The 24,346-nt window shown below is 47.6% G+C and carries 19 protein-coding genes and 1 tRNA gene; 13 read left to right on the top strand and 7 right to left on the bottom strand.

Annotated features, from left to right (window positions below; genetic code table 11):
* Window positions 1-11: 11 nt before the first annotated feature.
* From H5647_RS04625 to H5647_RS04640, 4 genes are all read right to left on the bottom strand, one after another.
* On the bottom strand, window positions 12-2,648 hold the full coding sequence (locus tag H5647_RS04625) for a tetratricopeptide repeat protein (protein WP_045856666.1): 2,637 nt from the start codon (window positions 2,646-2,648) through the stop codon (window positions 12-14).
* Window positions 2,649-2,900: 252 nt separating this feature from the next.
* Window positions 2,901-4,409: a tryptophan halogenase family protein gene (locus H5647_RS04630; RefSeq protein WP_045856667.1), complete on the bottom strand. Its 1,509-nt coding sequence runs from the start codon at window positions 4,407-4,409 to the stop codon at window positions 2,901-2,903.
* Window positions 4,410-4,493: 84 nt separating this feature from the next.
* On the bottom strand, window positions 4,494-7,502 hold the full coding sequence (locus H5647_RS04635; protein ID WP_045856669.1) for a TonB-dependent receptor: 3,009 nt from the start codon (window positions 7,500-7,502) through the stop codon (window positions 4,494-4,496).
* 426 nt (window positions 7,503-7,928) lie between these two features.
* Window positions 7,929-8,005, bottom strand: a tRNA-Arg gene (locus H5647_RS04640).
* A 139-nt stretch (window positions 8,006-8,144) separates the two neighbouring features.
* Between H5647_RS04640 and H5647_RS04645 the strand changes: the two genes are divergently transcribed.
* Window positions 8,145-8,552 carry a c-type cytochrome gene (locus tag H5647_RS04645; protein WP_045861080.1) on the top strand — a complete coding sequence of 136 codons (408 nt, stop codon included), beginning with the start codon at window positions 8,145-8,147 and terminating at the stop codon, window positions 8,550-8,552.
* A gap of 94 nt (window positions 8,553-8,646) precedes the next feature.
* Here H5647_RS04645 and rep read toward each other — a convergent pair whose 3' ends face one another.
* From rep to H5647_RS04660, 3 genes are all read right to left on the bottom strand, one after another.
* Complete coding sequence (gene rep, locus H5647_RS04650) at window positions 8,647-10,686, bottom strand: DNA helicase Rep (RefSeq protein WP_045856671.1); 2,040 nt, start codon at window positions 10,684-10,686, stop codon at window positions 8,647-8,649.
* Between the two features lie 284 nt (window positions 10,687-10,970).
* Complete coding sequence (locus tag H5647_RS04655; protein WP_045856673.1) at window positions 10,971-12,497, bottom strand: YifB family Mg chelatase-like AAA ATPase; 1,527 nt, start codon at window positions 12,495-12,497, stop codon at window positions 10,971-10,973.
* A gap of 81 nt (window positions 12,498-12,578) precedes the next feature.
* The gene (locus tag H5647_RS04660) at window positions 12,579-12,833 is read right to left on the bottom strand and encodes an accessory factor UbiK family protein (RefSeq protein ID WP_045856675.1); all 255 of its coding nucleotides are present in this window, start codon (window positions 12,831-12,833) and stop codon (window positions 12,579-12,581) included.
* A 128-nt stretch (window positions 12,834-12,961) separates the two neighbouring features.
* On the opposite strand from H5647_RS04660, the gene H5647_RS04665 reads away from it, so the two are divergent.
* The 12 genes from H5647_RS04665 to urtD all read left to right on the top strand — a co-directional run bounded on the left by H5647_RS04665 (window position 12,962) and on the right by urtD (window position 24,149).
* On the top strand, window positions 12,962-13,930 hold the full coding sequence (locus tag H5647_RS04665) for an urease accessory protein UreD (protein WP_236074771.1): 969 nt from the start codon (window positions 12,962-12,964) through the stop codon (window positions 13,928-13,930).
* Window positions 13,931-13,966: 36 nt separating this feature from the next.
* Window positions 13,967-14,269, top strand: coding sequence for an urease subunit gamma (gene ureA, locus H5647_RS04670; protein WP_045856678.1), 303 nt, complete (start codon window positions 13,967-13,969; stop codon window positions 14,267-14,269).
* Window positions 14,270-14,279: 10 nt separating this feature from the next.
* Window positions 14,280-14,585, top strand: a complete 306-nt coding sequence (locus H5647_RS04675) for an urease subunit beta (RefSeq protein ID WP_045856679.1) — start codon at window positions 14,280-14,282, stop codon at window positions 14,583-14,585.
* A 32-nt stretch (window positions 14,586-14,617) separates the two neighbouring features.
* Entirely contained in the window at window positions 14,618-16,321 is a 1,704-nt protein-coding gene (gene ureC / locus H5647_RS04680) for an urease subunit alpha (protein WP_045856681.1), read from the top strand.
* A gap of 54 nt (window positions 16,322-16,375) precedes the next feature.
* Window positions 16,376-16,825: an urease accessory protein UreE gene (gene ureE / locus H5647_RS04685; protein WP_045856683.1), complete on the top strand. Its 450-nt coding sequence runs from the start codon at window positions 16,376-16,378 to the stop codon at window positions 16,823-16,825.
* The gene (locus tag H5647_RS04690) at window positions 16,825-17,493 is read left to right on the top strand and encodes an urease accessory protein UreF (protein WP_045856685.1); all 669 of its coding nucleotides are present in this window, start codon (window positions 16,825-16,827) and stop codon (window positions 17,491-17,493) included. Before ureE ends, H5647_RS04690 begins: the two co-directional genes overlap by 1 nt.
* Before the next feature lie 38 nt (window positions 17,494-17,531).
* Window positions 17,532-18,149, top strand: a complete 618-nt coding sequence (ureG, locus tag H5647_RS04695; protein WP_045856687.1) for an urease accessory protein UreG — start codon at window positions 17,532-17,534, stop codon at window positions 18,147-18,149.
* A gap of 23 nt (window positions 18,150-18,172) precedes the next feature.
* On the top strand, window positions 18,173-18,820 hold the full coding sequence (locus H5647_RS04700; RefSeq protein WP_045856689.1) for an urease accessory protein UreH: 648 nt from the start codon (window positions 18,173-18,175) through the stop codon (window positions 18,818-18,820).
* A 265-nt stretch (window positions 18,821-19,085) separates the two neighbouring features.
* The gene (gene urtA, locus H5647_RS04705; RefSeq protein ID WP_045856691.1) at window positions 19,086-20,384 is read left to right on the top strand and encodes an urea ABC transporter substrate-binding protein; all 1,299 of its coding nucleotides are present in this window, start codon (window positions 19,086-19,088) and stop codon (window positions 20,382-20,384) included.
* Between the two features lie 143 nt (window positions 20,385-20,527).
* A complete protein-coding gene (urtB, locus tag H5647_RS04710) occupies window positions 20,528-22,201 on the top strand; it encodes an urea ABC transporter permease subunit UrtB (RefSeq protein ID WP_045856693.1) in 1,674 nt (557 codons plus the stop codon).
* Between the two features lie 2 nt (window positions 22,202-22,203).
* Entirely contained in the window at window positions 22,204-23,376 is a 1,173-nt protein-coding gene (gene urtC / locus H5647_RS04715; protein WP_045856695.1) for an urea ABC transporter permease subunit UrtC, read from the top strand.
* Window positions 23,373-24,149: an urea ABC transporter ATP-binding protein UrtD gene (urtD, locus tag H5647_RS04720; RefSeq protein WP_045856696.1), complete on the top strand. Its 777-nt coding sequence runs from the start codon at window positions 23,373-23,375 to the stop codon at window positions 24,147-24,149. The genes urtC and urtD overlap by 4 nt, the downstream gene beginning before the upstream one ends.
* The last annotated feature ends 197 nt before the right edge of the window (window positions 24,150-24,346 follow it).

Here is a 24,346-nt window from a genome sequence, read left to right on the forward strand (position 1 = left end):
TCTACTAGCGGCTACTGAAACTTTTGTTTAGCCGCTAAGTAATGTTCTTTTATCGATCCATCGTTAGGCGCTAATTCTAGCGCCTTTTCTAATAGCGCTAATGCTGCCGAATTATTCATCTTCAGTTTTATATACCCTGCTGTATCTAAAATAGAGGCGTTGTCGGGAGCTAGCTGAACCGCTCTTGATGCCATGATATCGGCCTCCTCTAGACGATTGTCCTGCTGATACATCCAGGCAAGGTTGTTAAGGGCGGTAACGTTATCGGGGCTGATGCGAATAACCGTTTGATAAAGCGCTTGGGGGTCGCCTGTACCCGTTTCCTGCGCGCGCATACCTTGAATAAGGATTGGGCGTATATCGTTAGGTGCAATGGCTTGCCATTGAGCTAAAAATGTATCGTTTAATGGTTTTTTCAGCGTGATGGTTAAGCGGTATAACGATTCTGCAATTCGAGCATCGGGCTCGTTACTCCACGTTAGCATTAAGCGATTAATGGCATCTTCATGTTTATTTTGGGCCGCGAGAATGTCAGCATTTAACAGTGACGCAAGCACGTTTGCTTCGAGTTTGGCGAGCGTTTGCTGAAGTGACTGTGCTGCGGCCAAGTCACCCTGTTTTAACAGAACCGCACCGAGGCTGAATGCTAGTTCAGGTGAGTTGGGGTAACGGGTGCGCCCTTCTTCCAATGTTTGTCGTGCGCCGGCCACATCCTCGAGTGTAAATTGTTGCTGGGCTTTAGAGCTAATTAAGTGTCGCTCTAGAAGCCCAATTTGTTCGGCACTGCTTGCCGGGGATATTTTAATAGCATCGATAAGCTGCGTTGCATCGTCGAAACGTTGCTTATAAATGGCATAGTCGGCTAAAAAGTCTTGGAACTGGACGCGCTGTTTATCATTGGCTGCAAGATTTTCATAAGTAGCGACCATCGTTGGCCAGTCGGTGGAGCGTTGCAATTCAGCTTTTAAAAGGCTGGATAAATACAGTTTAGAGTCGCTGTTTAGTTGAATTGTTTGCTTAAACGCTTTGCTTGCGGCGGCCCAATTTTGCTGATGTAATTCTGTGTTGCCTAGCAAGAACCACGCTTTTTCACTTTTCGGGTTTAATTGTAGCGCCGTTTGTAATTGCGCCGTGGCAGACACCAGATTATTGTCTTTAATATTCAGCGTGGCGCCCATCATCCAACCAGCTTCACTATCTTTTTGAGTGGTTTTAACTTTTGCTGCAAATTGACGCGAGGCCTCTACTTTGCCGTTACTTAAATAAAGACCAAAAATACGTAACTGTTCGTCGGCTTCGTGGAATTGATTCGCCGCTTGTTTAAGTACGCGGTTGGCGTTTTCCAGCTGATTGCTTTCAAAATAATAGGTCGCGAGAAGTTCAAAAAGAATAAAATCAGTGGCGCCAAGGGCAATGGATTTCTCCAATGCTACGGCGGCCTTTTCTTGTTTATCGGCGGCCTGAATGGCGGAAAGCCCATACAGTGACTGTAGTTGTAAGCTGTCGGGATTCGCCTGTAAGGCTTGCTCCAAAATCGTGATGGCTTCTTCTTTTTTATCCAGTTTTAATTCAGCCATCGCCGCGGCCGCACTTAAACGGGGTGCGGCAGTTTCGGGGTCAATGCTGTGCTGAAATAAATCGGACGCTTTTTCTACGTCGCCACGCTCTAAACTAACGAGGCCTAACAATGCTTCTGCGGAATCAATGTTAGGGAAATCTTGGTGGATTTTTTCCAGTAGTTCTTCTCCACGCTCAACATCGCCTGCGCGAATGGCGGCAATGGCCTCTTCCAGACGGGTTTGTACGTCTTGTAATTTCGGATTGGACTCATCCAGTAACTTTTGAAACGGTAGCGCTTCAGCAAACCGGCCTTGCTGGGTCAGTGATTTTGACAGCAAGTTAAGTATGTCGCCCTTTAGGGGGGTCATAATATCGGTTGTAGGCGCTAGGTGAAGCGCTTTCATTAGGTCTAGTTCTGTTGCACTAAAATTCTGCTGCAAAAAATGCCGTTTAGCCGAGGCTAATAAAATGTCAGGTGATTCAGGAAAACGTTCAACAATTTCTTGGAAGGCAATTTCACCCTCTGCGGGGTTCCTATTGAAGGTTGCAATAACATAGGTTAGTTGAATGGTAGGGTTGTCCCGATAGCGTTCGCTAATCGTTTTGAAGAGCGCGTGGCCTTGTTCTTTTTCGCCAACCCCGAGTAATGTTTTGGCTTTAACCAGCGCATATTTTTCTGAATCATGCAATGCGGTGGGCACCAGCAGTAAGGTTTTTTGTGCCGTATGAAATTTGCCTAGCGATACAAAGCTTTCCGCGAGTAGCAGGTTCAATTCTGGATAATGTGGTGCATATTGCTCGAGTAGTGATCGGGCGGAGCGAAATTGAGCGAGCTCAATATAGATTTCAGCCAATGCGCCAATGGTTTTTGCGCCGGGAGCTTTCTTAATGGCATTTCGTGTTTCGAGCATTGCTGCGCGAAATTGCCCTTGTCGTATATACGTTTTACTGGTGGTTAGGTGCGCATCGGCAGAGCGAGCGTCTTCTTGAACGTCGTTGCTGTCGGAACAGCTTACAATCGAGACAAGTGCGCTTAAAATAAACGTTAAGGTTAGAAGGCGCGGCAGTACAAGGCGTAGAACAGGCATAGTCACAATCACTGTGTAAATTGTTACGAAAATTTTAATGACCTAAGTCTATCGACTGCATGGCTCCGATTCAATCGCGTATCGGCGTTTCCGGGCTAATGTTGAGGGGAACGGCTACGTTTACGCCTATAAAGGGTAGCGAAGCGCCTTAGCGCTTCACTTTAGAGTGTGTTGTGGTAAGGGAAGGGGTATTACGTTAGGGAGATGACATTGCTGGAGGCGAGGGTGGCGGGGCAACGCCCCTTGGCGAGATTAGGGTTTAATGGCGCAATTATTCTGAATAAACTTCAAATGTGTCGGTAGCGTTTCCACTGTTTTTAAAATGCTATTCGACAGCGTTTGTAGTTCTTTCTCAAGCGCCTGCTCGCTAAAATTATCTACCGCTGGGTGGTAACGCTTAGATTGAATGCCAAGACCTGAGAAGAGTGCGAGCCAGCTACTGGTTCTGAAAAAGTCTAAATCATCTTGCGGTACTTGAGCCGTATGTATAAAAGAGTCAATTTTCTCTTGTAAGCTCAACGGTATTGGCATTGTTCGAACATCGTCCCAGAACGCTTCACCACTGCGCTGATTACCGTAATAGTGCAAGATAATAAAATCACGGAGTCGTTCTTGTCGTGTCTTGAGTATGCTGTTGAAATTATCGGTGAGATACGGGTCGAAATCTTTGTTTGGAAAGTGGTTAATAAAGGCTTCAATTGTCGACTGAATTAAATAAATACTGGTGGATTCTAGGGGTTCGAGAAACCCGCTTGCCAAGCCGAGTGACAATACATTTTTATTCCACGTTTTTGCGCGCATGCCTGTTGTGAATTGAATGAACAGGGGGTCGGCGAGCGGTTTGCCTTCCAGGTTTGTTAATAGGTGTTGTGCCGCATGCTCGTCTTCTAAATGCTGGCTACTATAGACATACCCATTACCCACACGGTTTTGCAATGGAATGCGCCACTGCCATCCGGCTTCGCAGGCTAATGCTCGCGTGCTAGAGGGGGGTAATTGTGTTGTTGCGCAAGGCATGGCAATAGCGCGGTTACACGGCAGCCAGTGGCTCCAATCGAGGTATCCGGTGTGCAGCGTTTTTTCAATCAGTAGACCACTAAACCCTGAGCAATCAATAAATAAGTCTGCGTCGAGTGTTTCACCCGTGTCCAGTTTTAGGCTTTCTATAAAGCCATTATGGGGGTTTTGATTTACTGACGTGACGGTGGACCGCAGTACGTTAACGCCCAGCCCTACAGCGACTTTTTCTAAATATAGAGCAAATAAGCGCGCGTCAAAATGAAACGCATAATTGAATGTGGAAAGCTCAATATCTTGATGAGGTTTGGGTAACGCAAATTTTTTCGCGTAGGCCATTTGTGATGCTAGGCAATAGTTATCCAGTGCGCCAGCCTTATGGGTGGCTTTTAGTTTTATCCAATAATGATGGAAAGGAATACGGGCTATTCGTGCTCCGTACCCGGCAAAAGGGTGCATAAACGATTGGCCTTCTGAATGCCAGCCGTCGAACTCAATGGCCAATTTATAGGTAGCATTGGTCTGTTTTATAAAATCAACTTCATCTATTTTGAGGTCTTGCAGAAATTCTTTTATATACGGAACGGTGGCCTCACCGACACCGACAGTGTTAATGCTGGGAGACTCTACTAAGGTTATGTTCAGATTCTTGTTGCTGAATCTATTTGCCAGCGTACAGGCCGCCATCCAGCCAGCGGTTCCACCACCAACTATTACAATTTTTTGAATGCGGTTGTCTGACACAGAGGGCCTCTTTCTCAGTATTGTGTGCTTGGAATAGGGGGAATACCCTAGCGCAGAGCAAGCTCTACGCTAGGGTTAAACGGCTTAGAACGAGAAGTTCGCGCCTAGGGTGATGCGACGTTCAAACAAGTCGTAGTCGTGAATGTAGTCTGACCATTGCGTATACGAAATGTTGTCTTCTTCAGTCAAGTTGTTAACGGCTAGCGTGAATTGCAGCGAATCGTTTAACGTGTAGCTACCGCTCAAATCAACAAATACGGTTGAATTTAAGTACTGAGGCATGCCGTCTGCGTCGTTTGCTGGCGCCCACATCCAACCCGATGTGTCTGCTTCGTATTGCTCGCTCAAGTAGTTAGCCGCAATTCGAAATTCGAGAGCGTCGTCTTGATACCACAATACTAAGTTTGACTGGTTTTCGGCAGTGTTGTTAAACGGCGCGATATCGCCATTAGGCAGGGTTTTTTCGTCAGGGCTTTCGCTTGGCGAATAGGTGTAGTTAAACGTAACACCAGTATTGGCTAGCAAGCTTGGCAAGTTTTCGAAACTCTGCTGGTAGGAGAATTCCCAACCGGCTACGTTGCCACCTTCGCCATTGGATATAGTGCGCTCTTCTGCACCACGACGTACAACGCCGTCACTATCGGTAAGGCTTGGGTTATGCTCAACGGCGTCGTGTGTAAAGCTGTTGATATCGATGTTGAAATAACCGAGCGCAACAACAGTGGTATCACTTGGGTACCATTCGAACGCGATATTCTGCGTAGTGGCTTGCCATGGGCGAAGGTAAGGATTGCCGTTGTTCTGGCGAGAGCTTACACGCTGGAAGGTTTCAGCGCCTTCTTCTGAGGAATAATAGGTGATAGAACCGTCGCCCAAGTTGTTGAGATCTTGAAGCGAGATACGTTCATCATAGGCGAGTCGCAATTTAAACTCTTCAGTAAAATTGAAGGCCAAATTCACGCTAGGCAAAAAGTGATTGTAAGTGATATCGGTGATCTGATCGCCTAGATCAACATAGGTGGTGTGGTTGGGGTCAACACCAGCCAAAATTAACGGATTTAAGCTATTAGCATCCGTAATGTTTTGGGTAACGGTTAAGTCTGTACGTACGTAACGAACGCCTGCATTACCGGTAAGCGAAATGGTATCGGTAAGATCTTTGGCAAAATTGGCTTGCGCAAACGCAGAGGTTTTATCTTCTACAACGTTATACGAGCGATCGGGGTTGGCAATTGCTTGACCTGGGCCGTATAAGTTATCTAAGAATGAGAGGGGGTCATCAATAGCGCCTGCATCAACCATTGGCACAGAACCATTAAAGCCTTGTAGTACATCACCAAAACTCGTTACGTTAGTAATGTAGCCATCCAGAGCCGAATCTTCGAGTTGAATAACAGGCAGTGGATCGTAGGTTAAGCCTTGCGCTGTACCTGTGGTGCCGGCTTGGCCAACGGCGTAGCCAACTTCGTGGTATTTGTTGAGCAATTCTTCGCCGTCTGCATTCATAATGCCTGAAGGGGAGAAGAAGGAAACATTGTTGTGCTTGATGTTACGTGTAGAGAAACGTAAGCCAACATCAATAGAGGTTATGCCGTCTTCTTCGAATTCAAATTGGCCGTCTGCACGCAGTACGTCAAATTTGGCCGATGAATATTCGCCTTCAACCCAACCTGAATGTATGTACCAAGCTTCTTGTGCGCCCATCTTGTCTACAATACCTTGGTCAAGCGCCAACAGTACATTGTCTTCGCGCAAGGTAACGCTCATAGGGTATACAAGACCATCATCAATGGCACCGGGGTTAATATTGACCGGAGTGGCGCCTTCACTACGAGCCACGTCTTTTGGCGTAGTGATTTGAGAAAGAGTCAGATCGTTAGAGGTAGAAGAGGCGTGACCAGAAACCCAGCGAACACTACCGGTGAACATGCCGTCGTTATCATATGCAAGTTCAACATTATTGTTCGTTGCACTTGTCTCGCGGTAAATACCCTTAACACCAGCAACAAAACCGGACACCATCATATTCATGTCGGTGGCGTAAAATGGCTGTCCGCCCAAGCTACCATCGCCAGGGTTTACAATGGCAGGCTCGCCTGTAACCGCAACGTATTCATGGAAGCCTGCACGGCCGCCAATTTGGTTGCCCAAGTATAGGAAGTTGCCAGCCGATTTTTCATCCATGTCAACGTAGAAAACGTCGGCATTTAACGTAAAGGCATCGCTAATGGCGAGGTTAAAGTTATACATCAAACCTAAGCGTTCACGCTCGATTTGGTTGGAAGAGAATTCTGGGCTCTGCCAATTCATCGGGTTAATAAAATCACCGGAGGTATCACCATTGCCGTCGAGGTCGTAACACTCATCGCCTGCAGCACCAGTACAACCCCAGCTTTCGGCTACACGGTCGGTACGCAACCGACCTTGGTTGTTTAACAAGGTGGAATCACCATAAGAAACCGCTAACGATGTGGCGAGCTTATCGTCGTGGTTCCAGCTCAATAAAGCGCTTAGCTCTGGATCGGTCTCCTTTGTAACGGAACCTTGGCCAAGCTGAATGCGAGCGGAACCGGTAAGGCCTTCATCGCGGTCGAGTGCGCGGCCGGTTACCAGGTTAATATTGCCACCAATACCGCCTTCAAGCGTACTAGCGGCCTGAGATTTACTCACGTTTAAACCGGATACCATGCTAGAAGGCACATCGGTAAAGTCTAATCCGTTAGAGGTAACACTGGCTGGAAGTAAGAAATATTCACCGTTTAAGGTACCCAGTACTTCTTTCATACCACGAACAGAGACAACGCCACCTTGGCCGCCTCTACGTTCTATTTGAACACCGGTAATACGTTGCAATGAATCGGCAATAGTAACGTCTGGCAGACGACCAATGTCTTCGGCGGAAACGGCATCGACGATATTAGTCGCGTTGCGTTTTAAATCAATTGCGCGTTCCTGTGCACCACGAACACCGGTAACAATAACTTCTTCTTCAAGCCCATCTTGCGCTAGTGCGATTGAACTGCAGCTAGCGAAGGTGATTGCAGCGATGTGTGCTGCGAGTAAATTTCGGCGAAAGCTCCCAAATTTTTTCATGGGTGTACGACTCCTGTAGATTGATTGATAGCGTTTAAGATGGTCTAAGGCGATAAGACAACGACCATTCTTTTTATGGATTGGTCCAATTCGGGCCAATGTGCACACTAAGTGAAACCGGTTACATTTACAATCGAGAAAAGTGGGAAATAGTGCACTTTTTGAGGCTAAATAACGGTTTATTTTAGGGTTGAACGTTATTTGTACGATAAATGGGATGAAAGGCCTAATTGCCTCCAGAGGTGTGTTGGCTATGCTATAAATACTGAGCGGCTTTTAGCGTTACCACAGATGCAAAATGTTGGAGATTAGTCGTGGTTGTGCTGGCCTCTCAAGGCGCGTTGAGTGGCAGGTGACGTTTTGCGAGGTTTAGATGTCAAAATTTGGACATAAAAAAACCCCGCCATTTGGCGAGGTTCTATTATATGGCGCACCCGGAGAGATTCGAACTCCCGACCAAGTGGTTCGAAGCCACCTACTCTATCCAGCTGAGCTACGGGTGCAGATAGGCTGCGCATAATACCGTTACTGTGTGAATTCGTCTATGTCCGTGATCGTTTTACCTCTGCCTATTTTGCAGTTTAACCGCTATAATTCCGTCCACAAATTTTTCGGGGCTTTTGAGCGTAATTATTCAAGGTGATCAATATGAAAATGATAAAAATGGCCGTTTTTGGTTTGGTGTTATTAACGGCGAGTGTTTGGGCGGCCGATTCGGGTGTGGCTGAGCGCATTAAGCCTGTAGGCGATATCTGTATGGCAGGCGACGATTGCGCGGCAACCGTTAAACCGGTTGTCGCAGAAGGTACGGCCCGTTCGGGTGAAGATATTTATAAAAAGTGTGTAGCTTGTCATGCAACCGGCGCTGCTGGTGCACCAAAACTTGGCGATGTTGCTGCTTGGGCGCCACGTATTGGTAAAGGTATGGACGTGTTGTACGCCAGCGCGATCAAAGGTTTCAACGGTATGCCCGCAAAAGGCTTGTGCTTTGACTGTTCAGATGACGAGTTAAAAGCGACTGTAGACTACATGGTAGAAAAATCTAAGTAAGTGTTAACGTGTGTATCTAAACCCGCGCCGCTCTAAGTGGCGCGGGTTTTTTTTGCCTGTAAATTGCGGCGAATAGCGGTATGTGCCGTGAGGTTTAGTCGAACAGTTTTTTGATAGACGAGAAAGTTTCTGCACCTTTCTTCTCGAGTTGTTCTTTTGATACGGGCGCAAAGCCTTCTCGTTCAATATCTTCGTCGGGTAGCTCGGCTAAAAAGCGGCTGGCCAACGTATCGACTTTTTCGCCAAATTGCTTACGGGTTGCGGCCAGCGACATAGTGAGTGTTTTTTGTGCACGGGTAATGCCGACATAGGTAAGGCGGCGTTCTTCCTCGATATTGTTTTCTTCAATGCTGTTACGGTGGGGAAGCAACTCTTCTTCCATTCCTATCAGGTATACGTGTGGAAACTCCAAGCCTTTGGAGGCGTGAAGTGTCATTAATTGCACGCGATCGGTTACATCTTCTTCCTCTTGGCGATCGAGTAAATCTTGGAGCATTAGCCGAGACACCGCTTGGTTAACACGCTCTTCGTTAGAAGCCGTTTCGTCTTCGTGTTTTTCGAGCGAATTGCGAATGGAGTCGATAAGTGTCCATACGTTATCCATACGTTTCTCGGCTACGGTAGGTGAGCTGGTGTTTTGGTATAGCCAGCCTTCATAGTCGATGTCTTCTACCATCTCCCGTATAGCAGCAACGGGCTCATTATTGTGGCAGTTATCGCGTACACGGCTGAGCCAGAGCGAAAATTCGCGCAGTCGCTCTAAGCCTTTTTTGGGGAGTACGGTTTGTAGGCCCACCTCGTCGCAAGCGGCCAGTAAACTGACTTCACGATCGGTCGCATAATGTGCGAGGGCCTCAAGTGTACCGGTGCCAATATGCCGACGAGGGGTATTGATAATACGTAAAAAGGCATTGTCGTCGGTTGGGTTTACCAGCAGGCGTAGGTAGCCCATCACATCCTTAATCTCGGCGCGCGCAAAAAAACTGGTGCCGCCGCTAATGTTGTACGGAATTTGGTGATGCTGCAATTTAAGCTCAAGCAGTCGCGACTGATGATTGCCACGATAGAGCACGGCGAAGTCACGGAACTTACATTGCCGACGCAACCGCTGCGTAATAATCTCCGTTGCTACCCGCTCAGATTCGGCGTCTTCTGTTGAACAACGTAATAGGCGCAGTGGTTCGCCCATACCCAGATCACTCCACAACGTTTTGTCGAAGTCGTGGGGGTTGTGGGCAATCAGTTCGTTAGCAACTTTTAATATACGTGCGGTTGAACGGTAGTTTTGCTCAAGCTTGATAACTTCCAATGTGGGGAAGTCTTCTTTCAATAAACTGAGGTTTTCGGGGCGTGCGCCGCGCCATGCGTAAATAGACTGATCGTCATCGCCTACCACGGTGAGCGCTCCACGGTCACCGATTAGCTGTTTAACGAGTTGGTATTGGCTGGAATTGGTATCTTGGTATTCGTCCACCAACAGGTAGCGGATACGTTGCTGCCAGCGGCCGAGCGCCTCGGCATTGGTGGCAAAGAGTTGTGAGGGAAGGCGGATCAAATCGTCGAAATCAACGGCATTATAAGCGCGTAGTGCTTTGTTATAGCGTTCGTATATCAGCGCCCAAGTTTGTTCTCCGGAGCTTTGCGCGTGTTCCAACGCCTGCTGTGGCTCAACTAGGCCGCTTTTCCAGTTCGATATTTGGTTCTGTACGCTTTGCACGAGGTCGGTATCCATATCACCGTCCTTCAGCATAATTTCTTTCAGTAACGAGCCGGCATCTTCAGCATCAAAAATGGTAAAGCCCGATTTATAACCAAGATGTTTTAGCTCTCGGCGGATAATATTCAAGCCAAGGTTGTGAAACGTAGAAACGGTTAAGCCCCGTGCAGCGGCGCCATTCACCAATTTACTCACACGCTCTTTCATCTCGCGAGCGGCTTTATTGGTAAATGTAACGGCGGCAATATGGCGCGCGGGCATATCGCATTGCTGTATGAGATAGGCAATTTTGCGGGTGATAACGCTGGTCTTACCGCTACCTGCGCCAGCCAGTACAAGGCATGGGCCGTCGATATAGTGTACGGCGATATGTTGACGCGGGTTAAGTTTGTTTGCCACGCTAACCTCGGTAGCCATGAATGGTCGGCTATTCTAGCGTGTATAAGCGTTGGGTCTAGAAGAAAACGGTTTATCTTTAGAGAGACGCCTATTTAGAGTGTATAACCTTGCGCTTGGTAGGCATCAGTTTTATGACTGAACTGAGGTTGGTAAAATATTGAGGCATGAAAATCATGCAATACCGCAGTTTCCGATACCTGTTTCGGCAAGCTGTTGAAAGCCTTCCTGTAAAAAAGAGGGGGGGGGTGGTTCGGGTGTCGGTATCGTCTCGAGTAAAAAGTCACTGTTATATCCCTCCGAATTTACGCGGGTGCGGTAGACGTGATGCGCTGATCGGTAGCACGGTCTAGATTGCGGTAACCCAATGCTTCAGAAATATGCACGGTGGCAATCTGTTCGCAACCGGCCATGTCGGCCAGTGTGCGAGCGACTTTAATAATACGGTCGTACGAGCGTGCGGAGAGCTGTAACCGTGATAGCGCTGCGGCGAGCAATTGCTGCTCGGGTTCTGCTAACGCACAATGTCGGCTAAGGGCTTTACCTCTTAATTCTGCGTTGGGGCAGCCTTGCCTCGCCAGTTGAACCGCGCGTGTTTGAATTACTCGCGTGCGTATCGCTTGGCTGGTTTCGCCGTCGGGCTTTTTTTGGAGGTCGGCAATGGGAATAGAGCCAACGGCAATGTGCAGGTCTATGCGGTCTAACAGTGGGCCAGAAATCTTATCGCGGTAACGTGCAATCTGAGACGGAGTACAGCGGCACCGATCGGTTCTGTCGCCCACAAAACCACACGGGCATGGGTTCATTGCGGCAATAAGCTGGAATTTTGCAGGGTATTCTACTTGGGCATTTGCGCGCGAAATACAAATATGACCGCTTTCCAAGGGTTCGCGCAGCACTTCTAATACCGCGCGAGGAAATTCGGGTAGTTCATCAAGAAAAAGCACCCCATGATGCGCAAGCGAAATCTCGCCAGGGCGAGGGTTACTGCCACCGCCCACCAATGCAATGGCAGAGGAGGTATGGTGGGGCGAGCGGAATGGACGAGTGCGCCAACCTTCATTTACGGTTCGGCTGGCGACAGATTTAACGGCTGCAATTTGCAGCGCCTCGCGTTGCTCTAGCGGCGGCATGATAGTGGGCAGCCGCGACGCTAGCATGGATTTCCCTGTGCCGGGCGGGCCAAACAATAATAGGTTGTGACCACCGCTCGCGGCAATTTCAAGTGCTCGCCGTGCGTGCGCTTGCCCTTTTATTTCTGACATATCAAAAGGGTATTGCACGGTGACGGGAGGGGGTGCTGTTGGTGCCGTTAAAAGGTGACGCTTGTGTAAATGCGCGCACACGCTGAGTAAGTTTGGTGCGGTGAGTAGCGTGGTGGATTCGCACAATGCTATCTCGTCGCTGTTAGCCGTAGGCGCAATGATGGTGCGCTGCGAAACCCCGCAGGCAATGGCAGAAGGAATGGCGCCACGAATGCGGCGTAGATCGCCGGAAAGTGCCAGCTCCCCCATGAACTCATAGTGGTGTAATTCGTCTTTTGGGATTTGTTCCGACGCGGCCAGTATGCCAAGCGCAATAGCAAGGTCGTAGCGGCCTCCCTCTTTGGGTAAATCGGCGGGTGCAAGGTTAACCGTAATGCGCCGTTGCGGAAATTCAAAGTGGCTATTAAGTAGTGCACTGCGCACGCGGTCTTTACTTTCTTTTACAGCCGTTTCGGGTAAGCCCACAATTGTAAAGCCGGGTAAACCGTTTGAAAGATGAGTTTCGACGGTAACGAGTGGAGCTTCAATACCGAGCTGGGCGCGAGTGTAGACGACGGCGAGAGACATAATTTTCCCTGTGCGTGCAAATGGCGATTATGGTTATTTGTCGTCATTCTATAAAGCAAGGGCACATCTGGCTGTAAGTGATTAGCCCTTAGATGCGTGCTCTTTTTCGAATTGCGCGAGCGTTTTCTCCAGTGCATCAAGTTTTTCTCGTGTCCGTAACAACACCGCTTGTTGTGTATCGAATTCTTCACGTGTGACTAAGTTAAGTTTTTTCAGTGCCGATTCAATGATGACGCGCAGCTGAGACGCTGAGGCGTCGGTATCAGTATTGCCCGATAGGCTAGAGAACTTGTGGTTAATGTCGTTGAAGAGCTGTTTAGCAAGTTGATCGATCATGAGGGTTTAGTCGTCGCAATAATGGTTTAATAAAGAAAGATAGTGAAGCAGTGTAACGCATTTAAACCGTCAAAATGGTGGGTATTTTATGACCGTTTTGTCTAAGAGTATAGGTTCAGGCTTGTTCCATGGCTTCGTCTGCGTTAAGTTCACGTCTTCTCTTAATACTCGGGTTCTATAAAACCGTTATGACGTCTAGCTCCGCCAGTTCAGTCACTGCTGAAGAACCTTCTCCGCTGAACGACAAACAACCGTCTACCACAAGAGTGTGGGTTGCAACACTTGAGTTAACGTTAAGCGCGCGCCCCACTAAAACGGTATTAACGGGGTCTCGTCATTATGGCCCGCTGCGTGTGCAGCGACCGTTCTATCCCGAAACTAATGGTTGTTGCCATCTTTATATACTGCACCCGCCGGGTGGCATGGTGATTGGTGATGAGCTAAAAATTTCCGCAACGCTAGAGCCCAACACACACGCGCTATTAACGACGCCCTCCGCGGGTAAAATATACGGTGCAAAAGGCGCCGCACAACAACAGTGCCAAACCATCCAGTTTAAGGTTGCTAGTGGTGCGTGTTTAGAATGGTTACCGCAAGAAACCATTGTGTTCGACAGTGCAAATGGGCGCTTAAAAACGCGTATCGATTTAGAGCCCGATGCCCGCTACGCCGGATGGGATATTGTGCGACTAGGGCGAATCGCTAGCGGTGAAACGTTCGCGACCGGTGAGTGCAGACAATCTCTAGAAGTATGGCAAGCGGGTATTCCACAATTTATTGAGCGCAACACTATTCAGGCAGGCGGCGAACTTCAGCTATCGGTATGGGGATTGCAAAATAAAAATACACTCGGCACCTTCATCATGACGGTTGAGGTGGACCGAAACGTTATCGATCAATTGTATGAATCGCTTGAACTCATGCGCCCTGCTGAAAAAGAACACTGGGGTATCACTCAGAAAAACGCGTTCTTTATTGCGCGTTATCTAGGCGACGATGTGGCCTTTTGCCGAAAAGGATTCGAATATATTTGGCAGCAACTACGGCCGCTGTTTAACCAGCAAGACGCCGTAATACCGCGTATTTGGAATACTTAAATTCTGACATTAGCACAACTTTAAGGGAGATCCACAATGGAACTCAGTCCACGAGATAAAGATAAACTACTTATATTTACGGCAGCACTGGTAGCGGAAAGACGAAAAGCCAAAGGTTTAAAATTAAACTACCCAGAATCTATCGCGTTTATCTCTGCCGAGATAATGGAAGGTGCGCGCGAGGGAAAGAGCGTAGCAGAGCTTATGAGTTATGGCCGAACCCTGCTAAGCCGTGAAGATGTCATGGACGGTATTCCCGAAATGATTCACGACGTGCAAGTAGAAGCGACGTTTCCCGATGGCACAAAACTTGTCACTGTTCACGAGCCCATTGTATAAGGATCCCCTCATGATACCCGGCGAATATAATATTCAACCAGGCGAAATAGCCCTTAATGTTGGCCGTAAAACGCTTAACATTACCATTGCTAATACCGGAGACCGTCCTATTCAAGTTGGGTCTCACTACCACTTTTACGAAACCAACCCGGCGCTTCATTTTGATCGTGAACCAACAAAAGGTTTTCGTCTTAACATTGCAGCAGGCACGGCTGTGCGTTTCGAACCGGGGCAACATCGCGAAATAGAATTAGTTGAAATAGCCGGCGACAAAAAAATATTTGGTTTCCGCGGCGACGTAATGGGCAGCCTTTAACAGGGCCTATTAACCGGTACTAGGAGAATACAATGAGTAAAATAGATCGCAAAGCCTACGCGGATATGTTCGGCCCTACCGTAGGTGACCGAGTAAGATTAGGTGACACCGCCCTGTGGATTGAAGTCGAAAAAGATTTTACTCACTACGGTGAAGAAGTAAAATTTGGCGGCGGTAAAGTTATTCGCGACGGAATGGGGCAGAGCCAAGCCTCCTGTGCGGATACACCCGATACTGTTATTACCAATGCGCTAATTCTCGACCATTGGGGTATTGTTAAAGCCGACGTCGCGTTAAAAAATGGCCGCATTGTGACCATTGGCAAAGCCGGCAACCCCGATATTCAACCTAACGTGACAATTGAAATTGGCCCCGGTACAGAAATTATTGCCGGAGAAGGGCAAATATTAACGGCCGGAGCCATCGATTCGCATATTCACTTTATTTGCCCACAGCAAATAGAAGAAGCGTTAATGAGTGGCACCACTACCATGATAGGGGGTGGCACGGGCCCCGCGACCGGCACAAACGCTACCACCTGTACGCCTGGCCCGTGGCACATGCAAAAAATGCTCGAAGCGGCAGAATCGTTCTCGATGAACCTCGGGTTTTTAGGCAAGGGTAACGCAAGCTTACCAACCGCGTTAAACGAACAAATCGAAGCGGGTGCGTTAGGTTTAAAGCTCCACGAAGATTGGGGCACCACACCGGCCTCCATCGATAACTGTTTAACCGTTGCTGAAAACTACGATGTACAAGTAGCAATTCATACCGACACCTTAAACGAATCCGGTTTTGTTGAAGACACCTTGGCGGCGTTCAAGGGCCGTACCATTCACACCTACCACACCGAAGGTGCAGGTGGCGGGCATGCGCCAGACATTATCAAAGCGTGTGGCTCCGATAACGTTTTGCCATCGTCCACCAACCCAACGCGCCCTTACACCATTAACACCGTAGACGAACATTTGGATATGTTGATGGTGTGCCATCACCTAGACCCCAACATTCCAGAAGACGTTGCCTTTGCAGATTCTCGTATTCGAAAAGAAACCATTGCCGCGGAAGATATTCTGCACGACCTTGGAGCATTTTCTATGATCGCCTCCGATTCGCAAGCAATGGGCCGCGTTGGTGAAGTGATTTGCCGTACATGGCAAACTGCCCACAAAATGAAAGTGCAGCGCGGTGCCTTGCCCGAAGATAGCGCCAATAGCGATAATTTTCGAGCAAAACGTTACATTGCAAAATACACCATTAACCCCGCGCTGGCTCATGGCATTGCGCACGAAGTGGGTTCGATAGAAGTAGGAAAACTCGCCGACTTAGTGTTATGGAAACCTGCATTTTTTGGTGTAAAGCCGTCCATGATTATTAAAGGTGGTGCGATAGCGGCGGCTCCAATGGGAGACCCCAATGCGTCTATCCCAACACCGCAGCCTGTGCATTATCGCCCTATGTTTGGTGCCTATGGCAAAGCCTGCATCGGTACATCGGTTAGCTTTGTTAGCCAAGCCGCGATAGAGGCGGGAATTGCCGCGAGTTATGAATTAGAGCGTCGCTTAGTGGCGGTGAAAGCCTGCCGCAGCATTCAGAAAAAAGATATGGTGCATAACGCCTATCAGCCCGAAATGGAAGTAGACCCAGAAACCTACGAAGTGCGTGCCGATGGACAGTTATTAACCTGCGAGCCTGCAGAAGAATTACCCTTAGCGCAACGATACTTTTTGTTTTAAGTATTGCCCCGGTATTCCTCACCCACATTCACTCTAAAGAGTATTAACGGTTAAATGTTAGAAGCATACGAAATAAAAAAAGACCTCGAAGCGAATGACTTAGAGGTAGTGGTGACATACGAGGAGCGCAAAAAAAGCCGCCATAAAGTTAAAACCGCGCAAGGCATCGATTTAGGTTGGTTTCTTGAGCGGGGTCATGTACTTGAGCACGGAGAATTCCTACAGTGTAAAAGTGGAGAAGTGGTACGTGTTATTGCCGCGCAGGAATCCGTTAGTGAAGTGGTAAGTCAGAACGTATTATTGCTCACACGTGCCGCCTACCACTTGGGCAATAGGCATGTGCCGTTACAGATTGGCGAAGGTTTTTTGCGCTTTCTACACGATCACGTATTAGACGATATGGTGCGCGGTTTGGGGTTATCGGTTAGTCATGCCCACAAACCCTTCCATCCCGAAAACGGCGCCTACCACGGAAGTGGTGGCCATCATCATCACGATCATTGATGAGCAAACATACCTTATTACATCTGCTGCATTTAGTGAGCCCATCGTTACCGGTAGGGGCTTACGCCTATTCTCAAGGTCAAGAATACGCGGTGGATGCCGAGTGGCTAACCGAAACAGAGGCCTTACCCAATTGGATAGCGGGCATTCTTGCCTACAGTGTGGGGCAATTAGATTTGCCAATATTACGGCGGCTATACAACGCGTGGCAACGTAACGACATTAGTGAGGTGAATCGCTGGAACAATTTTATACGCGCAAACCGAGAAACCCATGAGCTACTCTTGGAAGACGAACAACTGGGCAAGGCACTTAAGCGTTTATTGTGCTCGCTGAATATAACGGCCGCACAAACACCGCTAGAAAGCCCAAGTAGCTTCGTAACACAGTTTGCTTTGGCCGGCGTGCAGTGGAAAATTGAACTCGATGATTTAGCACAAGGGTTTATGTGGAGTTGGTTAGAAAATCAAATTGCGGCAGCCACCAAATCTGTACCGCTGGGGCAAACCCATGCACAACAACTGTTAATGACACTGATGGAACCCATTCCATCAGTGTGTGAAAAAGCCAAACACCTTAGTGACGAAGAGCTGGGTGTGGGGCTACCGGCATTAGCCATTGCGTCTTCTCGACACGAACGGCAGTATTCGCGATTATTTAGATCGTAAAGTGCTTTACGTTAACCAAAACATTAGAAGTAGTATTTATGACACTTAAAAAACCTGCATTAAGACTCGGTATTGGCGGCCCAGTAGGGTCCGGAAAAACTGCCCTTGTTAAAGCCCTGTGCGCCGAACTAAAAAATCGTTACGACCTCGCGGTAATTACCAACGATATCTACACCCGTGAAGATGCCGAATTTCTGTTGCGTCATAACGTCTTAGAACAGGAACGTATTATGGGGGTCGAAACGGGTGGTTGCCCGCATACCGCTATTCGAGAAGATGCGTCAATGAATTTATCGGCTGTTGCCGAATTGCAGGAAAAGTTTCCTGCATTAGATGTGATACTAATTGAAAGTGGTGGTGATAATTTAGCGGCCACATTTAGCCCAGAGCTATCCGACCTTACGCTGTATGTTATAGACGTTTCTGCGGGCGACAAAATCCCACGAAAAGGAGGGCCCGGTATTACAAAATCGGATCTACTGATTATCAATAAAATAGACCTTGCTCCAATGGTTGGCGCAGACCTTAGCGTAATGGACCGCGACGCGAAAAAAATGCGTGGCGAAAAACCGTTTGTATTTTCGAACCTTAAAGACAATACCGGCCTTAGCACCATTATTGCCTTTATCGAACAACAAGGCATGTTAAACCCTTAGTAAGGTATTGACAGGACAGGCTTATGGATACCACCGCACTTACAAGTTTCCTTATGATGGGGCTCGCGCTCGGCGTTGTACACGCGTTCGACCCGGATCATGTTGCGGCGGTGGGCGGCCTAACCTCGAGTGAAAACCAACGCTCATGCTCCACTGCGCCGCGCTCACGTTTAGCAACCTTTCGGTTTGGTTTGCATTGGTCACTTGGGCACGGCTTCGCGCTGCTACTGGTTTCGTTACTGGTCTTGCTAGCGGGTAGTGCGATACCCGTTAACTTAAGTGAGTTTGCAGAACGCGCTGTGGCTTACGCGTTAATCTTGATTGGATTATTTGCCTTTCGCCGATTATTTTTTGGCGAGAAAAAAGAAAAAAATAAACCGCTAAGCACGTTAGGTGCGCCCTTTGTAGGGTTACTTCATGGTACTGCCGGCTCAGCACCGTTATTAGCGTTACTACCATTAGCCGAGTTGGCACAGCCAGCAATGGGCATTATATACGTGTTATTTTTTAGTGCAGGCGTGGCCATGGCCATGACCGCTCTAAGCGGCGTATTTGCACATTCAATGCGCATAGCCGTGCGTTGCGACTGGCCACTGCATGCACTTTTTCAGGGATTCGTGGCGGCATTTTCCTTGTTTTTGGGTCTGTACCTCGTTTTCTTTCCTACCTAGCACATCACACGCACCATTATGGTGTAAACCTTTCTGGCCTCTAAAAAAACTGCATCCATTTGGTGCCGGTTTGCGCGCCTGCTTGACGTGTTAATCAGTGCGTAGAATTGTCCGTGAAATAATATCCTTATAATTCAATAGGTTGAACTCCTCGTCCAGCTTGTTTTGGCGCGTTTAATTAAGTTGGCGTTATTTCTGCATTCAGTCCCTTCGCATAAAGGGTAAGAGTTAAACCTACAACAAGAACTCTGCGGAGGAGACACAGATGAATAAGTTCATGAAAAAAACCGGTATGGCCTTGGGGGCCGCTGCATTAACGTTAAGCGCATATACCGCGCAGGCAGCAGACACAATTAAAGTGGGTGTCTTGCATTCGCTTTCGGGCACCATGGCTATTAGTGAAACCACGTTAAAAGATACTGTTTTAATGATGATAGAAGCACAAAACGCTAAAGGCGGTTTACTAGGTAAAAAGCTAGAAGCGGTTGTTGTGGATCCAGCGTCAAATTGGCCACTGTTTGCAGAGAAAACAAAAGAGCTACTAGAAAAAGAAAAAGTAGATGTAATTTTTGGATGTTGGACATCGGTATCGCGTAAATCTGTATTACCCGTTATCGAAGAATTGAATGGTTTACTCTTTTACCCTGTGCAGTACGAAGGTGAAGAATCGTCACGAAATGTATTCTACACGGGCGCTGCGCCCAACCAACAGGCCATTCCTGCGGTGGACTACTTAATGAGTAAAGACGGCGGTGCGGTAAAGCGCTGGGTACTCGAAGGTACGGATTATGTTTACCCTCGTACAACGAATAAAATTCTAGAGCAGTACCTGCTAAGTAAAGGTGTTGCCGCTGATGATATTTCAATTAACTACACACCGTTTGGTCATTCCGATTGGCAAACACGCGTGTCCGAAATTAAGAAATTTGGCTCAGCAGGCAAGAAAACAGCGGTTGTATCCACCATCAACGGTGACGCAAACGTACCTTTCTACAAAGAGCTGGGTAATGCCGGTATATCCGCAGAAGATATTCCTGTTGTAGCTTTCTCCGTTGGTGAAGAAGAGTTATCAGGCTTTGACACTAAGCCATTGGTGGGTCACTTAGCCGCATGGAACTATTTCATGAGCGTTGATGATGAAGCCAACGACGCCTTCATTGAAGACTGGTTGAAATTTATCGGCGACGACAACCGTGTTACCAACGACCCTATGGAAGCAACCTACATAGGCTTTAAAGCATGGGCGAAAGCCGTTGAAAAAGCCAAAACGGTTGACGTAGACGCTGTTCGAACGGCCATGTACGGAATACAGGTTTCAAACCTAACCGGTGGTATTGCAGAAGTCTTACCGAATCATCACTTCACTAAGCCTGTACTTATTGGTGAAATCCAAGAAGATGGTCAGTTTGAAACAGTATGGTCAACCGATACAGAAGTACCGGGTGACGCATGGACAGACTACCTTCCAGAAAGCGCCAAAATTATATCTGATTGGCAGGATTCAAAAATTAATTGTGGTAACTACAACACCGAAACTAAGAAATGTTCTGGTCAAAATTTCTAAATAATGGCCTATGAACCTAGCGCGGTTTGCTAGGTTTTCTCTACTGGCTCCCTGCCTTGAGGGCAAGGAGCCAGTATTTTGGTATCTATGCGCATGGTGCAATGCAATAGATTTCATGAGCCAAACAATTTCGCGGAAAAAAAATGAAAACTAAAACCATAACCGCCTATTTGTTGTTTGCTTCAGTTTTAATCTTTGGAAACTCCACTTTTGCCGTTACGGCCGAAAGCCCAGTATCTGAAGTATTACCCGAAGTCCAAGAACAACACCCTACATACGATGCTTTACTTGGTGATCTAAATGCGAAGTCATTTAAAGCAAAAATAAACGTCGTTGAACAGCTCTCTACCATTCGTGACCCTCGCGTTCTACCAACGTTAAAGCTAATGCTCGACGGCGCACTCTATTACCGCAAAAGCGACAAAATGATTGTGACAGTCGAGAAAGTCGACGGCGGTCTCGCATTAACGAGCGTGTTAACACAAGAACCTATTGGCACAGTGGGAAAGCGCGACGCTAAAAAAATTACGATTAATAATCAATTGCGTAATACCCTGCGTACAGCAGTGGCAATTTTAGAGCTGAGTGCCGAAGACCGCGCTATGCGGCTAGCATCCGCCCGCAATTTAATAAAATCTCCAGACGATAACCTTCGTTCATTTCTCGCCGAAGCCGCTAAAAAAGAAACCAGCGAAGGCGTTAGGCATTTATTACACGTTGCCATTGCACGCATTGACATAAAATCAGACGACCGAGCGCTACGCTTAGCTGCTGTTGAAAAACTGGGTACAGCTGTAGAGCCAGAAGCGGTCTCAGTATTAAGGCAATTGGTTGAAAAAAACGACGCGGGGGAGTATTTAGAAACCGATAGCGGCCTAGTGGCAATAGCAGAACAAAAATTAAAAGTTGTGGAGACCAAACTTGGCGTCTACAAATTCACCGAAAATTTATTATTCGGGCTAAGTCTGGGTTCAGTCTTATTGCTCGCTGCCATTGGCTTAGCGATAACCTTTGGAGTGATGGGTGTGATCAATATGGCGCACGGCGAAATGATAATGCTCGGCGCCTACACCACCTTTGCAATACAGCAACTATTCCCAGAACTTATACACATATCCTTATTGCTGGCGATACCGGCGGCCTTTTTAGTCTCTGGAAGCGTCGGAGTACTAATTGAGCGGTTAGTCATTCGTCACCTGTATGGTCGGCCGTTAGATACGCTGCTAGCAACGTTCGGAATTAGCTTAGTGTTACAGCAAGCCGTGCGAACGTACCGTGCCAATAATGTGCCCGTGATTACGCCAGAGTGGTTGAGTGGCTCTTGGATGATTAACGGCGCAATGTCCGTTACGGTTAACCGAATTTATATCTTACTGTTCGCGCTTTTTGTACTGGGAATGCTGGCCTTATTACTGCGTAAAACCCTCGTGGGTTTGCAAATGCGGGCCGTTACGCAAAACAGGGCAATGGCAAACTCAATGGGCATTCGCTCAAACTGGGTAGACGCCCTAACGTTCGGGCTAGGCTCGGGTATTGCGGGTATCGCCGGTGTAGCGTTAAGCCAAATTACAAATGTTGGCCCGAACCTAGGGCAAAGCTATATTATCGATTCGTTTATGGTTGTTGTTTTTGGCGGTGTGGGTAACTTAATGGGTACCTTTATAGGCGCCATGAGTTTAGGTGTAGCGAATAAATTTTTAGAGCCTGTAACGGGCGCGGTAATCGGCAAAATTATAGTGCTGGTTTTTATTATTTTATTTATTCAATGGAGACCAAGAGGGCTATTTGCCCTTAAAGGTCGCTTTGTGGAGGATTGATTATGTTGAAACATTCCATTCTCTACACCTTAATCATGAACGACAAAGTCGGCCGCTACCTACTCGCCGCAATAGTGGCAATGGCCATTGTTGTGCCTATTCTAAATTTAGTTATGCCGGAAGGTTCGTTTTTTCACGTACCCACCTATACCGTTAGCCTACTTGGAAAATATTTATGCTACGCGTTATTAGCACTAGCACTCGATTTGGTGTGGGGCTATTGCGGCATTCTTAGCTTAGGCCACGGCGCATTTTTTGCGTTAGGTGGCTATGCCATGGGCATGTACCTTATGCGCCAAATTGGCGACCGTGGCGTGTACGGTAACCCGCTACTGCCCGATTTTATGGTGTTCTTAAACTGGGAAGAATTACCGTGGTTTTGGCAAGGGTTCGATAGCTTTGGCTTTGCCATGGTAATGGTGCTTTTTGTACCCGGTTTGCTTGCGTTTGTTTTTGGCTGGTTAGCTTTCCGCTCGCGAGTAACCGGTGTTTACCTATCAATCATTACGCAAGCGCTTACGTACGCTTTGTGGCAGGCGTTCCTACTTAACGACTTCGGTTTCGGAGGCAACAATGGCTTTACCGATTTCAAAGAAATTGTAAGCTTTGACGTTCAGTCCGATGGCACTCGTATTGTGTTGTTTATGTTATCGGCATTTTTCGTAGTCGCGGCGTATCTCCTTAGCCGGTATATCACAACCTCTAAGTTTGGTCGGGTGTTAGTGTCCATTCGTGACGCCGAAAGCCGGTCGCGGTTTTTAGGCTATCGCGTTGAGCACTACAAACTGTTTGTGTTCATTATCTCGGCCATGTTAGCGGGCATTGCCGGCGCACTATTTGTACCGCAAGTGGGCATTATCAATCCAGGCGAATTTCACCCGCTAAACTCTATCGAAATTGTTATTTGGGTTGCCTTGGGTGGCAGGGGAACGCTCTACGGCGCCATTATTGGAGCGTTAGCGGTTAACTACGCAAAAACGTATTTTACCGGCGCCTTCCCAGAAATTTGGCTCTTTATGTTAGGTGGTTTGTTCGTAATTGCGACAACCTATTTACCGCGCGGTATTGTGGGTGTAGCCGAAGATTTAATTGCAAAACATCGTGGTAGAAAAACAACGGCAGAGCCTAAGCCGAGAGACGACAACGACACACCCATTTCGGAGGGTAAAGCATGAGTAAAATTGATTTACCTAACAATGCGTCGCCGAAAATACGCAGTATTTTATACTTAAACGGTGTAACGAAATCGTTTGACGGTTTTAAAGCGATTAATAATTTATCCATCGATATTGCACCCGGTGAATTACGGGCCATTATCGGCCCGAACGGAGCGGGTAAAAGTACCATGATGGATATTATCACTGGCAAAACGAAACCTGATGAAGGTGAGGTACGCTTTAAAGATAATATCGATCTCACCCGCTATGACGAAGCCGATATTGCCAATATGGGCATAGGCCGAAAATTTCAAAAGCCCACCGTAATCGAAAGTCTAAGCGTATGGGATAACCTAGAACTTGCGTTAGCGGGCAATCGAGGCATTTGGCAAACGCTTTTTAATACCCTAAAGCCAGAGCAAGCAGATCGTATTGAAGAGGTTATGGTACTAATTGGGCTAGCCGAAAAAAAATACGATGATGCAGCGAATCTATCCCACGGCCAAAAGCAGTGGTTAGAAATTGGCATGCTCTTTATACAAGAGCCGGAAGTGCTACTCGTTGATGAACCTGCCGGCGGCATGACCGATTACGAAACCATGGAAACCGCCCGCCTGCTAAAAGATATCGCCAAAAGCCATTCGGTCGTTGTGGTGGAACACGATATGGATTTTGTGCGTGCGTTAGACAGTCGCGTTACCGTATTGCACGAAGGCAGTGTGTTAGCCGAAGGCAGTTTGGAAAAAGTGTCTGCTGACCCGCGTGTGATCGAAGTGTATTTGGGGCGATAACCCTTACATTTATGCGGGTACGCAATGCGCAAGCCGCGCGGTGTTAATCAATTTCTGTAAACGGATTTAAAGATAATCGAATAAAACGCGGCTTGCCATAGCCATCATTATTGTTGCAACTAAAGGAGAGTCTTTGCCGGCAACAATAAAATTTAACCGTAAGTGTTTGCGCGCATAACCAAACGCTTAAGGGTACA

It is taken from the genome of Teredinibacter purpureus (assembly GCF_014217335.1).
In the GTDB taxonomy this organism is placed as follows: Bacteria; Pseudomonadota; Gammaproteobacteria; order Pseudomonadales; family Cellvibrionaceae; genus Teredinibacter; species Teredinibacter purpureus.

What these genes read in the sequence shown, in the direction of transcription:
- H5647_RS04625 (WP_045856666.1), bottom strand. Translation starts at nt 2,648, where the DNA reads ATGCCTGTTCTACGCCTTGTACTGCCGCGCCTTCTAACCTTAACGTTT.
- H5647_RS04635 (WP_045856669.1), bottom strand. Translation starts at nt 7,502, where the DNA reads ATGAAAAAATTTGGGAGCTTTCGCCGAAATTTACTCGCAGCACACATC.
- rep (WP_045856671.1), bottom strand. Translation starts at nt 10,686, where the DNA reads ATGGCTACCGAGGTTAGCGTGGCAAACAAACTTAACCCGCGTCAACAT.
- H5647_RS04655 (WP_045856673.1), bottom strand. Translation starts at nt 12,497, where the DNA reads ATGTCTCTCGCCGTCGTCTACACTCGCGCCCAGCTCGGTATTGAAGCT.
- H5647_RS04660 (WP_045856675.1), bottom strand. Translation starts at nt 12,833, where the DNA reads ATGATCGATCAACTTGCTAAACAGCTCTTCAACGACATTAACCACAAG.
- H5647_RS04665 (WP_236074771.1), top strand. Translation starts at nt 12,962, where the DNA reads ATGGCTTCGTCTGCGTTAAGTTCACGTCTTCTCTTAATACTCGGGTTC.
- ureA (WP_045856678.1), top strand. Translation starts at nt 13,967, where the DNA reads ATGGAACTCAGTCCACGAGATAAAGATAAACTACTTATATTTACGGCA.
- H5647_RS04675 (WP_045856679.1), top strand. Translation starts at nt 14,280, where the DNA reads ATGATACCCGGCGAATATAATATTCAACCAGGCGAAATAGCCCTTAAT.
- ureC (WP_045856681.1), top strand. Translation starts at nt 14,618, where the DNA reads ATGAGTAAAATAGATCGCAAAGCCTACGCGGATATGTTCGGCCCTACC.
- ureE (WP_045856683.1), top strand. Translation starts at nt 16,376, where the DNA reads ATGTTAGAAGCATACGAAATAAAAAAAGACCTCGAAGCGAATGACTTA.
- H5647_RS04690 (WP_045856685.1), top strand. Translation starts at nt 16,825, where the DNA reads ATGAGCAAACATACCTTATTACATCTGCTGCATTTAGTGAGCCCATCG.
- ureG (WP_045856687.1), top strand. Translation starts at nt 17,532, where the DNA reads ATGACACTTAAAAAACCTGCATTAAGACTCGGTATTGGCGGCCCAGTA.
- H5647_RS04700 (WP_045856689.1), top strand. Translation starts at nt 18,173, where the DNA reads ATGGATACCACCGCACTTACAAGTTTCCTTATGATGGGGCTCGCGCTC.
- urtA (WP_045856691.1), top strand. Translation starts at nt 19,086, where the DNA reads ATGAATAAGTTCATGAAAAAAACCGGTATGGCCTTGGGGGCCGCTGCA.
- urtB (WP_045856693.1), top strand. Translation starts at nt 20,528, where the DNA reads ATGAAAACTAAAACCATAACCGCCTATTTGTTGTTTGCTTCAGTTTTA.
- urtC (WP_045856695.1), top strand. Translation starts at nt 22,204, where the DNA reads ATGTTGAAACATTCCATTCTCTACACCTTAATCATGAACGACAAAGTC.
- urtD (WP_045856696.1), top strand. Translation starts at nt 23,373, where the DNA reads ATGAGTAAAATTGATTTACCTAACAATGCGTCGCCGAAAATACGCAGT.